The organism is Bacillus sp. FSL P4-0334 (genome assembly GCF_038004825.1).
GTDB lineage: Bacteria > Bacillota > Bacilli > Bacillales > Bacillaceae > Bacillus > Bacillus velezensis.
In genome coordinates this window covers 3,964,312-3,979,248 of the sequence record NZ_JBBORX010000001.1, presented here as the reverse complement: position 1 = coordinate 3,979,248, position 14,937 = coordinate 3,964,312, and the positions used below count along the sequence as shown (strand labels likewise).

The following is a 14,937-nucleotide window of genomic DNA, read 5'->3' as shown; positions in this document are numbered from 1 at the left end:
GTTTTTTTGTTTTCTGAAAAAGGCATAGAACGGTTTGGTTTACATAAAAGGAGGATGCATGATGGAAGAGAAGCTTAAACAGCTCGAACTGGAAGCTGCAGAAAAAGTAGAAGCGGCGGGTTCATTAAAAGAAGTTAACGACATTCGGGTGCAATATCTCGGAAAAAAAGGGCCGATTACAGAAGTTCTCCGCGGCATGGGCAAACTGTCCGCCGAAGAGCGCCCGAAAATGGGAGCGCTCGCCAATGAAGTGAGAGAGCGCATTGCAGCAGCCATTACGGCGAAAAATGAACAGCTTGAACAAGAAGAAATGAATAAAAAACTCAGCAGCCAGACGATTGACGTCACGTTGCCGGGCAGTCAGGTAAACATCGGCGGACGCCATCCGCTGACGGTCGTTATTGAAGAAATTGAAGATTTATTTATCGGCATGGGATATACCGTCGAAGAAGGCCCTGAAGTGGAAACGGATTATTACAACTTTGAGGCGCTGAACCTGCCGAAGGAACATCCTGCCCGCGACATGCAGGACAGCTTTTACATTACAGAAGAAATGCTGATGAGAACGCAGACGTCACCGGTGCAGACGCGCACGATGGAAAAGCATAAAGGAAAAGGCCCTGTCAAAATCATTTGTCCCGGTAAAGTGTATCGCCGCGACAACGATGACGCGACACATTCCCATCAGTTCATGCAGATCGAGGGTCTCGTCGTCGACCGCAAAATCAGCATGAGCGACCTGAAAGGCACGCTTGAATTGGTCGCCAAAAAAATGTTCGGCCAAGACCGTGAAATCAGGCTCCGTCCGAGCTTTTTCCCATTCACAGAGCCTTCTGTCGAGGTGGATGTGACCTGCTTTAAGTGCGGCGGACAAGGCTGCTCCGTCTGCAAAAAAACAGGCTGGATCGAAATTCTCGGCGCCGGCATGGTTCACCCGAACGTGCTGAAGATGGCTGGATTCAATCCTGAGGAATACCAGGGTTTTGCTTTCGGAATGGGTGTGGAACGTATCGCGATGCTGAAATACGGCATTGAAGATATCCGCCATTTCTATACCAATGATGTCAGATTCATTTCGCAGTTTAAACAGGCGTAAGAGGAGGATACACATGTTTGTTTCTTATAAATGGTTAGAAGATTACGTTGACTTGCAGGGAATCGACCCGGCCGTGCTTGCAGAAAAAATTACGAGAGCCGGTATTGAAGTTGAGGGTATCGAGTATAAAGGGGAGGGCGTAAAAGGCGTTGTCATCGGACACGTGCTTGAGCGCGAACAGCACCCGAATGCCGACAAACTCAACAAATGCCTTGTTGATATCGGTGCGGAGGAACCCGTGCAGATTATCTGCGGCGCCCCGAATGTTGATAAAGGACAGAAGGTTGCCGTTGCAACGGTCGGAGCCGTGCTTCCCGGCAATTTCAAAATTAAAAAAGCCAAGCTGCGCGGCGAAGCGTCTCACGGCATGATCTGTTCCCTTCAGGAGCTCGGCATTGAAAGCAAGCTCGTGGCGAAAGAATATGCGGAAGGCATTTTCGTTTTTCCGAATGATGCTGAAACGGGAGCTGACGCAATGGCGGCCCTTCAGCTTGATGATGCGATTTTAGAATTGGGCTTAACGCCGAACCGCGCCGACGCGATGAACATGCTTGGCGTGGCTTATGAAGTTGCGGCTATCCTCGGCACAGAGGTAAAGCTTCCGGAGGCTTCATATGAAAAAGCGGCAGAAAAAGCGGCGGATGCTGTTTCCGTTAAGGTTGAAGATACGCAGGCCAATCCGCATTATGCCGCAAAAATCATTAAAAACGTCAAAATCGGCCCGTCTCCGCTATGGATGCAGACGAAGCTGATGAATGCAGGCATCCGCCCGCATAATAACGTCGTGGACATTACAAACTTCGTCCTCCTTGAGTACGGACAGCCGCTTCACGCTTTCGATTACGACCGGTTCGGTTCAAAAGAGGTCGTCGTCAGAAAAGCGGCGGAAAACGAAACCATCGTAACGCTGGATGAACAAGAGCGCAAGCTGTCAAGCAGCCATTTGGTCATCACAAACGGAAAAAAAGCGCAAGCCGTTGCGGGAGTCATGGGCGGAGCTGAGTCTGAAGTCCGTGAAGACACCACTGCGATTTTACTGGAGGCCGCTTATTTCGACGGACAGACCATCCGCAAAGCGTCGAGAGACCTCGGATTGAGAAGCGAAGCGAGCGCCAGATATGAAAAAGGCATTGATCCGGCACGCGTTTTGCTGGCGGCTGAACGGGCCTGCAGTCTCATTCAGGCATATGCCGGCGGAGAAGTGCTCTCAGGCACGGTTGAAGAAAACCATCTGAAAATCGAAGCAAACAATATTCACGTGTCTGTTGAAAAAGTGAACGCCGTGCTCGGCATGACAATCGCTAAAGAAGAAATCATCAGCATTTACAAGCGCCTCGGGTTTGCAGTCGGTGAAGCTGAAGACGTTCTCGTCGTAACGGTGCCGTCGCGCCGGGGAGATATTAGAATAGAAGAAGACCTGATTGAAGAAGCGGCGAGATTGTACGGGTATGACAATATTCCGTCCACGCTTCCGGAAACGGCCGGCACGACAGGCGGCTTGACACCGTATCAGGCAAAACGCCGGAAAGTGAGACGTTTTCTTGAAGGAGCGGGTCTTTCACAAGCGATCACTTATTCATTAACGAATGATAAAAAAGCGGCCGCTTTTGCGATCGAAAAATCATTCAACACGATGCTTGCTCTGCCGATGAGCGAAGAAAGAAGCATTCTCAGACACAGCCTCGTGCCGAATCTTCTTGAAGCCGTTTCATACAATCTGGCCAGACAGACTGATTCCGTTGCTTTATATGAAACGGGTTCTGTATTTCTGACGAAAGAAGAAAACACAAAACCGGTTGAAAAAGAACGGGTTGCCGGTGCTGTAACCGGATTGTGGCGCAAAAATTTATGGCAGGGTGAGAAAAAGCCGGTTGATTTCTTCGTCGCCAAAGGAATCGTTGAAGGCCTGCTACATCAAATGAATGTGTCAGACCGGGTTGAATTTGTCCAGTCAGAACGCAAAAACATGCATCCCGGCCGGACGGCAAACATTCTATTGAACGGTTCGCTTGCCGGATTTATCGGCCAGGTGCATCCGGCAATGGAAAAAGAGCTGGATATCAAAGAAACGTATGTGTTCGAGCTTGATCTGCACGCGCTTCTGACCGAGGAAACAGAACCTGTCGTGTATACGCCGATTCCGAAGTACCCGTCCGTCACGCGCGATATTGCACTTGTGGCAGATAAAACCGTTACAAGCGGACAGCTCGAAGCCGTGATCAAAGAAGCCGGCGGCGCGCTGCTGAAAGAAGTCACCGTATTTGATGTGTACGAAGGTGAGCATATGGAAGAGGGCAAAAAATCCGTCGCCTTCTCGCTCCAATATGTTAACCCTGAACAAACATTGACAGAAGAAGAAGTGACAAAAGTACATGAAAACGTGCTGAAAGCGCTGGAAGAAACGTATCAGGCCGTATTAAGAGGATAAAGAAAAAGCTTGCAGATCACTCTGCAAGCTTTTTTATTATGACCGCTTCCGTTCAACAAGGCGTTTCGCTTTTTGCGTATTGGCAAAATGAAGTTTGGTGAACGTTCTGAGCGCACCTTCTCCCTTATTGATGATCAGCTTGGCGGCAGCTTCATCGACATGCGGCCCCGCGCCTTTCGGAATCGTCATCCCAGCCTCTCGGGAAAGCTTATCCATTTCAATTAAGAAAGAATATCGCGCAATGATAGAGGCTGCGGCGACGGAAAGATGTATGCTTTCCGCTTTCGTGCTGAAAAACGTTTTTTCTTTTACGATATCCCGTCCGGAAAGATGCTTAAAATAAATGCCGGGCTCTGCGAATTGGTCAATCAGAACCGCTTCCGGTTTAACGCCGTTCATTTTTCTCAGCAGATTGGAAATCGCCTGATTATGAAGGAGCGCCTTCATTTTTCCTTGGCTCATGCCTTTTTCCTGCATCTGATTGTATTTTTCGTTTTTTAACACAAGCAGGCTGTAAGGAATGGTTTTAATTAACAGTTTGGCGATTTCAATAATCTGCGGATCTTTTAAATCCTTCGAATCCTTCACACCGAGTTCTTTCATTAAAGAAAGCTTTGTTTTGTCGGCGTAGGCGCAGGCAACCGTTATCGGCCCGAAGTAATCGCCTGTTCCGACTTCATCAGAGCCGATTACTGACATGGAGGCAATGCCCGCCGGGGGAGCGTAGAGCGGGTCGGCCGCTTTTTTGACGGTTTTCTTTGCTTTCGGCGCCTCAGCCGTTCCCCAGCGGGCCGCTTCTGTGCCGGCGTTTTTTCCTTGAAAGAGAACCTTGCCCGAGCGGTAGGCTGTAATGGTACAGCCCGGAGGCTTGGCCTGGAAGACGGCGCCCTGCGGAACGGCGGGAGTAAGGGAGCCGGCATAGGATTGTTTCATTTGTTCCATAGCGGAAGCGGATACTTTTATAACAGAATGGGACACGATATAATCTCCTTTTTTGGCACTTTTCACTGTATATACCAGTGTATCATAACAGCCCGAGGCTCGTCTTTCCATTCAAACGATAATCGTGGTATGATAGGAACTAGGATTCTCGCGGAATGGAGGAGAAACGTTGTCTGACGGCAAAAAAACCAAAACGACAGTAAACATTTACGGCCAGCACTTCACCATTATCGGGGAAGAAAGCAAAGCGCACATGCGCCATGTGGCCGGAGTGGTTGATGATAAAATGAGAGAAATCAACGAGAAAAATCCATATCTTGATATAAATAAGCTCGCTGTATTGACTGCGGTCAATGTCGTGCATGATTATATGAAACTGCAAGAAAAATATGAAATACTGGAGCGGCAGCTTAAAGAAAAGGAATGAACACCATATGATAGATATCATCATCTTAGTTTTGCTCTTAATGGGCACATTGCTTGGATTAAAAAGAGGATTTATCCTCCAATTTATATATTTAACGAGTTTCATCCTCTCGATTGCGTTTGCGGCGCTTTTTTACAAAAATCTGGCCCCGCATCTGAGCTTTATACCCGCGCCTGATTTTTCCGGCGGGCAGGCGGCTCTGTCTTTTATTAAAGGAAACGTAGAGACGGCTTATTACAACGCGATCGCGTTTGTCATTTTGTTTATCATCGCAAAGATTCTGCTCCGGATTATCGGAGCGGCGCTTAATATCATCGCCAGCATTCCGGTTATTAAACAGATCAACAAACTGCTGGGCGGGGTGCTTGGGTTTCTGGAAGTCTATTTATTTGCGTTTATCCTGTTATACGTCGCATCCGTACTGCCGGTAAGCGCGCTTCAGGGTATGCTCGCACAATCGACGCTTGCAAATATCATCACACATCATACGCCGTATCTGTCAGGGCTCCTGCAAGAACTGTGGGCCCAGTACGGGGCATAAAAAACTTCTCTTGACCGGAGAAGTTTTTTTCAAGCTCTGCGTCAGTTGTGCCGGAGGAGAAAAATTTGTATGATGAAAAGCAGGAAACGACTGGGGGTTAACAGTATGCATAAAAAAGATATCATCAGGCTGCTTGAAACGATTGCGGTCTATATGGAACTGAAAGGGGACAACCCGTTTAAAATATCAGCCTTCCGAAAAGCGGCAGCGGCGCTTGAGCAGGATGACCGCAGCCTGTCGGAAATCGACGACATGATGTCTTTATCCGGAATCGGAAAAGGCACCTACGGCGTCATTCGTGAATATATGCAGGAAGGTGTGTCCGGCACGCTTCTCCAATTGCAGAAAGAAGTTCCGGAAGGCTTGGTTCCTCTTTTGAAGCTTCCGGGCCTCGGCGGCAAAAAAATCGCCAAGCTGTATCAGGAACTGGGCGTTCATGACGCGGAATCGCTGAAAGAAGCGTGCGAGCAGCAAAAAGTACAGGGGCTCGCCGGTTTCGGCAAAAAAACGGAGGAGAAAATCCTTCAGGCTCTCGAAGAAGCCGGAAAACAGCCGGAACGGTTTCCGATCGGCTATGCGCTCGGCATTGCTTCAGTAATTGAAGAACATTTGGCCCGGCTGACGGATATTCAGAAATATTCCCGGGCCGGCAGTCTCAGAAGAGCGCGGGAAACCGTAAAAGATCTGGATTACATTATCGCTACAGATCATCCGGAGGCTGTCAGAGAACAGCTTCTTTCCCTCCCGAACGTAAAAGACGTGATAGCGAGCGGGGATACAAAAGTATCAGTCATCCTGACCTTTGAATATGAGACGAGTGTGGATTTCCGGCTTGTGACAGAGGAACAGTTTGCCACCACACTGCATCATTTTACCGGTTCTAAAGATCACAACATTAAAATGCGCCAGCTGGCGAAAGAGCGCGGTGAACGGATCAGTGAATACGGAGTAGAAACCATAGAAACAGGAGACGTCAAAACATTCCCGAGCGAAGAAGCGTTTTACGCCCACTTCGGTCTGCCGTTTATTCCTCCTGAGCTCAGAGAAACCGGGCAGGAGGTCGACACGTACCGGGAAGAAACGGATCTTGTGGAGCATAAAGCGATAAAAGGCGATCTCCACATGCACTCAGCCTGGAGTGACGGCGCTTTTTCCATCAGAGAAATGGCAGAAGCGTGTATGGCAAAAGGCTATCAGTACATGGCGATCACCGACCATTCCCAGTATTTAAAGGTAGCCAACGGGTTAACGGCCGAACGGCTCAAAAAACAGGCGGAAGAAATTGACGCGTTAAATGCTGAATTTGAAAATTTTCATATTTTTAAAGGCGTAGAAATGGACATTCTCCCCGACGGTTCGCTTGATTATGATGACAGTGTTCTGTCGGAAATGGATCTTGTCATCGCATCTATTCATTCAAGCTTCAGCCAGCCGGAGCATGTCATTATGAAACGGCTTGAACAGGCGCTGACGAATAAGCACGTGGACATTATCGCCCACCCAACGGGACGCCTGATCGGCAGACGGGCCGGCTATGAAGTCGACATCGACATGCTGATTGAACTCGCCGCCAAAACAAATACGGCGCTTGAACTGAATGCAAACCCCGCGCGCCTCGATTTACGGACTGAGCACCTGATCAAAGCAAATGAAAAAGGCGTGACTTTGGTCATTAATACAGATGCCCATAATATCGAGATGCTCGATGATATGAAAACGGGCGTGACCGCTGCGCGCAAAGGCTGGACGGAAACAAAACATGTGTTAAACGCCCGGCCGCTACACGAGGTCAAAGCATTTCTGACGCGCAATGATTAAGTAAGGAGGATCACAAAACCGTGCAGCAAAAAGTGTTATCATCACTTGAATTTCATAAAGTAAAAGAACAGATTACCGCACATGCCGCCTCATCGCTCGGCCGGGAGAAGCTTCTGCAGATGAAACCTTTGACGGATCTCTCAGACATCCAAAAACAGCTGGATGAAGTCGAAGAAGCATCCGCGGTCATGCGCTTGAGAGGCCATGCTCCGTTCGGCGGCCTGACCGACATAAGATCCGCTTTACGGCGGGCGGAAATCGGCAGTGTGCTGACGCCGGCGGAATTTACCGAATTGTCCGGGCTGCTGTATGCCGTTAAACAAATGAAGCACTTTATCAGCCAAATGACAGAAGATGGCGTCGACATTCCGCTGATACAGGCCCATGCAGAAGAGCTGATTACATTAGGCGATTTGGAAAGGGAGATTAACTCCTGCATTGATGATCACGGCGAAGTGCTTGATCATGCATCCCCCGCTTTAAGGGGAATCCGCACGCAGCTCAGGACACTTGAATCAAGAGTCAGAGACCGGCTTGAATCGATGCTGCGTTCATCTTCCGCCTCTAAAATGCTGTCTGACACCATCGTTACGATTCGGAATGACCGCTTTGTCATCCCGGTCAAACAGGAATACAGATCAAGCTACGGCGGAATTGTCCACGATACATCTTCATCCGGTGCGACACTGTTTATTGAACCGCAGGCGATCGTAGATATGAACAACTCGCTTCAGCAGGCGAAAGTAAAAGAAAAACAGGAAATCGAACGGATTCTCCGGATGCTGACGGAGCATACGGCTGAACACACACAAGAAATCGCTCAAAATGTGGAAGTGCTGCAGACACTGGATTTCATTTTCGCCAAAGCGCGATACGCAAAAGCAATGAAGGCGACAAAACCACTCATGAACGGAGACGGCTTTATCCGGCTGAAAAAAGCGCGCCATCCGCTGCTGCCCCAAGATCAAGTCGTGGCCAACGATATTGAACTGGGCGGAGATTATTCAACGATCGTTATCACGGGACCGAATACGGGCGGTAAAACCGTTACGTTAAAAACACTCGGGCTGCTGACGATAATGGCGCAGGCAGGATTGCACATACCGGCTGATGAGGGATCGGAAGCAGCAGTATTTGACAATGTGTTTGCCGATATCGGCGATGAACAGTCGATCGAACAAAGTCTGAGTACGTTCTCATCCCACATGGTCAATATCGTCAATATTTTAAAAGACGTGTCTGAAAACAGTCTTGTGCTGTTTGATGAACTCGGTGCCGGAACAGATCCGCAGGAAGGAGCGGCGCTTGCCATGAGCATCCTTGACGAAGTTCACCGGACAAACGCCAGAGTGCTTGCGACAACCCATTATCCGGAACTGAAAGCATACGGATATAACAGACAAGGCGTCATGAATGCCAGCGTTGAATTTGACATTGAAACGCTTTCGCCTACCTATAAGCTTCTGATCGGAGTGCCGGGCCGAAGCAACGCATTTGAAATCTCAAGACGCCTTGGGCTTCCGGAGCATATCATCGGCCAGGCGAAGTCAGAAATGACCGCCGAACATAACGAAGTCGATCTGATGATCGCATCGCTTGAAAAAAGCAAAAAAAGAGCGGATGAAGAGCTTTCTGAAACCGAATCAATCAGAAAAGAAGCAGAAAAACTGCACAAAGAACTTCAGCAGCAAATCATTGAGCTAAACGCCCAAAAAGATAAAATGATGGAAGAAGCCGAGCAGAAAGCTGCGGAAAAACTGGAAGCCGCCGCAAATGAAGCCGAACAGATCATCCGCGAGCTCAGGTCTATCAAGCAAGAACACAGATCCTTTAAGGAACACGAGCTGATTGACGCCAAAAAACGTCTCGGAGACGCGATGCCGGCTTTTGAAAAATCAAAGCAGCCGGAAAGAAAGACAGAGAAAAAACGCGAGCTGAAGCCGGGCGACGAAGTAAAGGTGCTCACATTCGGACAAAAAGGGGCGCTGCTTGAAAAAACCGGCGAGAAAGAATGGAACGTCCAAATCGGCATCCTCAAAATGAAGGTGAAGGAAAAAGATCTTGAGTTTCTCAAATCGGCTCCTGAACCGAAAAAAGAAAAAGCAATCACCGCCGTAAAAGGGAAGGATTATCACGTATCCCTTGAACTTGACCTCAGGGGAGAGCGTTACGAAAACGCCCTCAGCCGCGTCGAAAAATATTTAGATGACGCGGTGCTTGCCGGCCATCCGAGAGTGTCCATCATTCACGGAAAAGGCACGGGCGCCCTCCGAAAAGGGGTGCAGGATCTTCTGAAAAACCACCGCAGCGTGAAAAGCTCGCGGTTCGGGGAAGCGGGAGAAGGAGGATCAGGCGTAACGATTGTCGAACTAAAATAAAAAGGGAGTAAACGTCATGAATGCTTTTTGGGAAAATGAGCTTGTTGAAATCGCGGCTTATTACAGTGTAGCCGTCTTGTGTCTCGTCATTTTTCTGACCGTGTTTGAATTGGTGACATCCTATAAAAACTGGGTGGAAATCCAAAAAGGCAATCTTGCGGTGGCAATGGCGACCGGAGGGAAAATTCTCGGTATCGCGAATGTCTTTCAGCACAGCATCGCCCAGCATAATTCGCTTTTGCAAATGATCGGCTGGGGCGTATACGGATTTATTATGCTTTTAATCAGCTATTTTATCTTTGAATTTCTGACGCCCCGGTTTAAAATTGATAAAGAAATTGAAAAAGATAACAGAGCTGTCGGCTTTATTTCATTTGTCATCTCAGTCGGCCTGTCATTCGTGGTGGCCGCCGGGATTTAAGGGGACGGGGAAAAATGGAGAAGCTTGCGAAAGTGCTGCTGTCGGCAGCGGGAATTTTTCTGTTCATCGGACTTATTTATCTGGTCATGACATCTTAATACTGAAAAAAGGCTGCCGAACTAAAATCGGCGGCCTTTTTTATTGAGAATACCAGTTTATGCAGGCCGTATCAGAGCAAATGACGGCTTCCCAACTCATGGCGCGGATGACAGACGGCATGTCTTGATCTTCCATAAGAAAAAGTGTCGTAAAAGAATCATATAGGCTCATAAAAGCGGCGCGCCGTTTTTCGTCGGCAATGATCATGTCAGCCCGCAGCAGTCCGCATACATCCGAAGCCGCCGTTTGATTGAGTGAAAATATGCCTTTCTCTTCGACCGGCTCATAATAAGTGCAGCGCTTTATGCCTTTTGAACGGAACACATCCAAAAGTCCCGGAATTAAAAATGGTGAAGTGACATCATCGCTCGGCAAGTACAGATCGGGATGAAGCCGATTAAACAGCCTGGCGGATTCAGGATGTGCATATTCATCCCGAAGTGCCGTGGCAGCAGTCATAAGCGCAAGCGCGCCGTCTCTTTTTCAGAGCGCAATCCGCAAACGGTCATGACGGATTGCCAGGAAACGGGTCTGCCCATCGCGATGATCTCCTCATCACTCGGATACATATGTTCATAAGGCCGTTTGCGCTTTTGCTCTTCCCACCCATCCGGCATCCGGACAAAGGGATGGAGCAAAAAGGCGGCCGACGTAAACGGCTTCGGCAGCTGGCGCAGGATAGGAACTCCCTCTTCAAAATGCAGCGTTTCCAGCAAACTCAACACCTCCTGAAACTCGAAATTTCACATGAAACGCTTTCCAATTCCAATCACCCTTCTGCTATAATAATAGCGTATAGGAAAACAGAAGGGAGAGGTATTATGCAGTCTGAAAAGCCATGGCTTTCTCAATATCCCGAAGAGATTCCGCATGAGCTTGAATTTACTGATCAAACCCTGCCATCCAATCTGACAAACTCCGCAGCTCAATTCCCGAACCATACCGCCATTTATTTTCTCGGAAAAAAACTCACATTCCAGGACGTTCTCACAGATTCGTTAAAGCTAGCCGCTTTTTTACGCAAAACAGGCCTGAAAAAAGGTGACAGAGCCGCCATTATGCTGCCCAATTGTCCGCAGTCGGTCATCGCTTTTTACGGTGTATTGTTTGCCGGCGGCATTGTCGTTCAGACCAATCCTCTCTACACGGAACACGAGCTTGAGTATCAGCTGAAAGACAGTGCGCCGCGCGTGATCATCACCCTTGATATGCTGTTTCCGAAGGTGATAAAAATGAAAACGTTATCACTCGTCGAACGCATTATTACAACGAGTATAAAAGACTTTTTGCCGTTTCCGAAAAATATGCTGTATACACTCACGCAAAAACAGCAGGTTCATATTGATTATGACGGATGCGAACAAATTCACAAATTAGCGGATATTTTAAAAAACGAAAGAGCGGAGGAGGCAGAGCCATTTGATATTGACCCTGCGCATGACATCGCCGTGCTTCAATACACGGGCGGAACAACCGGCTATCCGAAAGGCGTCATGCTCACACACCGGAACATTCAGGCCAATACAGAAATGTGCGCCGCCTGGATGTACAAAATGAAAAAGGGAGCCGAAAAGGTGCTCGGCATCGTGCCTTTTTTTCATGTGTACGGATTGACCGCCGTGCTCAATTTTTCCATTATGCAGGGATGTGAAATGATCCTTCTTCCTAAATTTAATCCTTTGGATACCCTGAAAACAATCGACAGGCTGAAGCCGACGGTTTTTCCCGGGGCACCGACGATTTACATCGGGCTGTTGCATCACCCGGAGCTGAATAAGTATGATTTGTCCTCCATTGAAAGCTGTCCGAGCGGTTCAGCGGCGCTGCCGGTTGAGGTCAAACAGAAATTTGAAAAAGTGACCGGAGGAAAGCTTGTGGAAGGCTACGGATTATCCGAAGCATCACCGGTTACCCATTCAAACTTCATTTGGGGAAAAAATAAACCAGGCAGCATCGGCTGTCCCTGGCCCAATACCGACGCCGGAATCTATTCAGAAGAAAAAGGCGGGCTTGCGAAGCCGTATGAACACGGCGAGCTGATCGTAAAAGGCCCTCAAGTCATGAAAGGATACTGGAATAAGCAGGAGGAGACGGCGCGTGTCATCAGAGACGGCTGGCTGTTTACCGGAGATATGGGATATATGGATGAGGAAGGATTTTTCTACATCGCCGACAGGAAAAAAGACATCATCATTGCCGGCGGATACAACATTTACCCCCGGGAGGTGGAGGAGGCGCTTTATGAGCATGAAGCCGTTCAGGAAATCGTCGTAGCGGGCGTCCCTGATTCCTACAGAGGGGAAACGGTGAAAGCATTTATCGTTTTGAAAAAAGGCGCCGAGGCAGATGCCGATGAGCTTGATGCGTTTGCAAGAGAGCGGCTTGCGCCGTACAAAGTCCCGAAGCTTTACGAATTCAGAAAAGAGCTTCCGAAAACGGCCGTCGGAAAAATATTAAGAAGGCGTTTAGTCGAAGAGGAAGATGCTTCCTGTGAAAACAAGGTGCCTTAAAAGAAAAACTTGACAAAATCCGGATTCCTTTTTATCATGAAGTTATGAATGAATAGTCATTCATTATCGAAGGAAGGAACGATGACATTGAACCAAAAACGGCCAAAGTATATGCAGATTATTGATGCAGCAGTAGAAGTCATAGCGGAAAACGGCTATCACCAATCACAGGTGTCCAAAATCGCCAAGCAGGCCGGCGTTGCGGACGGCACCATCTATTTATATTTCAAAAACAAAGAGGATATACTCATTTCTCTTTTTAAAGAAAAGATGGGCCAGTTCATTGAACGCATGGAAGAAGAAGTGAAAGAAAAAACGACGGCAAAAGAAAAACTCGCCCTCGTTATTAAGCAGCATTTCACACTGCTCGGCAACGACCGCCACCTCGCGATTGTGACCCAGCTTGAGCTCAGACAGTCAAATATCAAGCTGCGCCTGAAAATCAATGATATTTTAAAAGGTTATTTAAACATGCTGGACACCATTTTGACCGAAGGAATCAAGTCGGGGGAATGGAAAGACAATCTCGACGTCCGCCTCGCCCGGCAGATGATATTCGGGACGATAGATGAAACAGTGACAACATGGGTGATGAACGATCAGAAATATGATCTTCCGGATTTGTCAGACAAGGTATTGGAGCTGTTGGTGTCAGGAATTCATCAAAACTAAAGGGGGTTGACGGATGAACAGCCTTTCGATGGCGGTAGAACAATCTGTTGCGGTGATCACCATTAATCATCAGCCGGCCAACGCGCTGTCCGGTGCGGTTTTAGATGAGTTGTCCGGTCTGTTCGACAGGTGTGAAACAGATGACAGCGTCAGAAGCATCATCATTCGCGGTGAGGGGAAATTTTTCTCGGCGGGCGCCGATATAAAGGAATTTACGTCGCTTGAAAATCTTGAGCAATCTTCTGCCATGGCGGATAAAGGCCAGCAGCTGATGGAAAGAATTGAAGGGTTTCCGAAGCCCGTTATCGCAGCGATTCACGGCGCTGCGCTCGGCGGCGGTCTTGAGCTAGCCATGGCCTGCCATATCAGAATCGCTACATTGGATGCAAAGCTAGGCCTGCCCGAGCTGAATCTCGGCATTATTCCGGGCTTTGCCGGGACGCAGCGGCTTCCCCGGTACGTCGGTACGGCGAAAGCGCTTGAAATGATCGGCACTTCAGAACCTGTGACCGGAGAAGAAGCGCTCAGCCTCGGCCTTGTCACGATAGGCGCCGAACATGAGGAAGAGCTGCTGAAAAAGGCGAAAACGCTCGCGGGCAAGTTTGCGGAAAAAAGCCCGCAGTCGATGGCTTATTTGCTTGAGCTCCTTTATTCAAACAAGATCTATTCTTATGACGGCGGCTTAAAGCTTGAAGCAAAGCGCTTTGGGGAAGCATTTGCATCAGATGACGCAAAAGAAGGCATTCAGGCATTTCTCGAAAAAAGAAAGCCTCAATTCGGTGGGCGAAGATAAAGGGGATAAAAATATGAATCTATTTGTACTGATGAAACGGACGTTTGACACAGAAGAGAAAATCGTCATTGAAGCAGGAAAGATTCAGGAGGACGGGGCCGAATTTATCATTAATCCGTATGATGAATACGCCATTGAAGAAGCCATTCAGCTGAAGGAAGAGCACGGCGGAAGCGTTACCGCCGTAACCGTCGGCGGAGAAGATGCGGAGAAAGAACTGAGAACCGCCCTTGCGATGGGCTGTGACCAGGCGGTGTTAATCAATATTGAAGATGATCTGAGCGATCCTGACCAATACTCCATTTCAACTATCTTATATCATTATTTCAAGGACCGGGAATATGATCTGATTCTCGGCGGAAATGTCGCGATTGACGGCGGTTCAGGCCAAGTGGCTCCAAGGCTTGCCGAACTGCTGAACATTCCTTGCGTCACAACGATCACAAAACTGACAATCAGCGGCGATGAAGCTGTGGCAGAGAAAGACAATGAAGGGGATACCGAAATCATTAAAACCTCACTTCCTTTAGTCATCACGGCACAGCAAGGCTTAAACGAGCCGCGCTATCCGTCGCTTCCGGGCATTATGAAGGCGAAGAAAAAACCGCTGGAAGAACTTGAACTCGATGACCTCGACATTGATGAAGATGATGCCGCACCGAAGCTCAAAACGATCGAACGTTTTCTGCCGCCGCAAAAAGAAGCGGGCAGACTGATCGAAGGAGAAGCCGCTGAGCAGGCGAAAGAGCTTGTGTCACTGCTGAGAAAAGAAGCCAAAGTCGTATAAACCGATATTAAAGAAACTGGGGGAT

General features: G+C 48.4%; 14 protein-coding genes. 11 read left to right on the top strand and 3 right to left on the bottom strand.

What is annotated here, in order from left to right; all coding sequences use genetic code 11:
* Nucleotides 1–61 precede the first annotated feature (61 nt).
* Complete coding sequence (pheS, locus tag NSQ37_RS20015; RefSeq protein WP_003152530.1) at nt 62–1,096, top strand: phenylalanine--tRNA ligase subunit alpha; 1,035 nt, start codon at nt 62–64, stop codon at nt 1,094–1,096.
* A gap of 13 nt (nt 1,097–1,109) precedes the next feature.
* Complete coding sequence (gene pheT / locus NSQ37_RS20010) at nt 1,110–3,524, top strand: phenylalanine--tRNA ligase subunit beta (protein ID WP_253612812.1); 2,415 nt, start codon at nt 1,110–1,112, stop codon at nt 3,522–3,524.
* Nucleotides 3,525–3,560: 36 nt separating this feature from the next.
* Here the strand turns inward: pheT and rnhC are convergent, their stop codons facing one another.
* Nucleotides 3,561–4,502 carry a ribonuclease HIII gene (rnhC, locus tag NSQ37_RS20005; RefSeq protein WP_052827707.1) on the bottom strand — a complete coding sequence of 314 codons (942 nt, stop codon included), beginning with the start codon at nt 4,500–4,502 and terminating at the stop codon, nt 3,561–3,563.
* Nucleotides 4,503–4,635: 133 nt separating this feature from the next.
* Between rnhC and zapA the strand changes: the two genes are divergently transcribed.
* The 5 genes from zapA to NSQ37_RS19980 all read left to right on the top strand — a co-directional run bounded on the left by zapA (nt 4,636) and on the right by NSQ37_RS19980 (nt 10,051).
* Complete coding sequence (gene zapA / locus NSQ37_RS20000; protein ID WP_007408114.1) at nt 4,636–4,893, top strand: cell division protein ZapA; 258 nt, start codon at nt 4,636–4,638, stop codon at nt 4,891–4,893.
* A gap of 7 nt (nt 4,894–4,900) precedes the next feature.
* A complete protein-coding gene (locus tag NSQ37_RS19995) occupies nt 4,901–5,434 on the top strand; it encodes a CvpA family protein (protein ID WP_025285079.1) in 534 nt (177 codons plus the stop codon).
* Nucleotides 5,435–5,539: 105 nt separating this feature from the next.
* Complete coding sequence (gene polX, locus NSQ37_RS19990; RefSeq protein WP_253612813.1) at nt 5,540–7,252, top strand: DNA polymerase/3'-5' exonuclease PolX; 1,713 nt, start codon at nt 5,540–5,542, stop codon at nt 7,250–7,252.
* Between the two features lie 20 nt (nt 7,253–7,272).
* A complete protein-coding gene (locus tag NSQ37_RS19985; protein WP_253612814.1) occupies nt 7,273–9,630 on the top strand; it encodes an endonuclease MutS2 in 2,358 nt (785 codons plus the stop codon).
* 16 nt (nt 9,631–9,646) lie between these two features.
* Nucleotides 9,647–10,051 carry a DUF350 domain-containing protein gene (locus NSQ37_RS19980; RefSeq protein WP_003152541.1) on the top strand — a complete coding sequence of 135 codons (405 nt, stop codon included), beginning with the start codon at nt 9,647–9,649 and terminating at the stop codon, nt 10,049–10,051.
* Nucleotides 10,052–10,189: 138 nt separating this feature from the next.
* Here the strand turns inward: NSQ37_RS19980 and NSQ37_RS19975 are convergent, their stop codons facing one another.
* Nucleotides 10,190–10,609, bottom strand: coding sequence for a DUF2711 family protein (locus NSQ37_RS19975; protein ID WP_341124574.1), 420 nt, complete (start codon nt 10,607–10,609; stop codon nt 10,190–10,192).
* Nucleotides 10,606–10,866: a DUF2711 family protein gene (locus NSQ37_RS19970; RefSeq protein ID WP_341124572.1), complete on the bottom strand. Its 261-nt coding sequence runs from the start codon at nt 10,864–10,866 to the stop codon at nt 10,606–10,608. Before NSQ37_RS19970 ends, NSQ37_RS19975 begins: the two co-directional genes overlap by 4 nt.
* Nucleotides 10,867–10,971: 105 nt before the next feature.
* On the opposite strand from NSQ37_RS19970, the gene NSQ37_RS19965 reads away from it, so the two are divergent.
* The 4 genes from NSQ37_RS19965 to NSQ37_RS19950 all read left to right on the top strand — a co-directional run bounded on the left by NSQ37_RS19965 (nt 10,972) and on the right by NSQ37_RS19950 (nt 14,912).
* Complete coding sequence (locus NSQ37_RS19965) at nt 10,972–12,660, top strand: AMP-binding protein (RefSeq protein ID WP_326365098.1); 1,689 nt, start codon at nt 10,972–10,974, stop codon at nt 12,658–12,660.
* 87 nt (nt 12,661–12,747) lie between these two features.
* Nucleotides 12,748–13,332 carry a TetR/AcrR family transcriptional regulator gene (locus NSQ37_RS19960; RefSeq protein ID WP_007408119.1) on the top strand — a complete coding sequence of 195 codons (585 nt, stop codon included), beginning with the start codon at nt 12,748–12,750 and terminating at the stop codon, nt 13,330–13,332.
* Nucleotides 13,333–13,345: 13 nt separating this feature from the next.
* On the top strand, nt 13,346–14,125 hold the full coding sequence (locus NSQ37_RS19955) for an enoyl-CoA hydratase (protein WP_015417952.1): 780 nt from the start codon (nt 13,346–13,348) through the stop codon (nt 14,123–14,125).
* A 13-nt stretch (nt 14,126–14,138) separates the two neighbouring features.
* Nucleotides 14,139–14,912, top strand: coding sequence for an electron transfer flavoprotein subunit beta/FixA family protein (locus NSQ37_RS19950; protein WP_032866571.1), 774 nt, complete (start codon nt 14,139–14,141; stop codon nt 14,910–14,912).
* Nucleotides 14,913–14,937 lie beyond the last annotated feature (25 nt).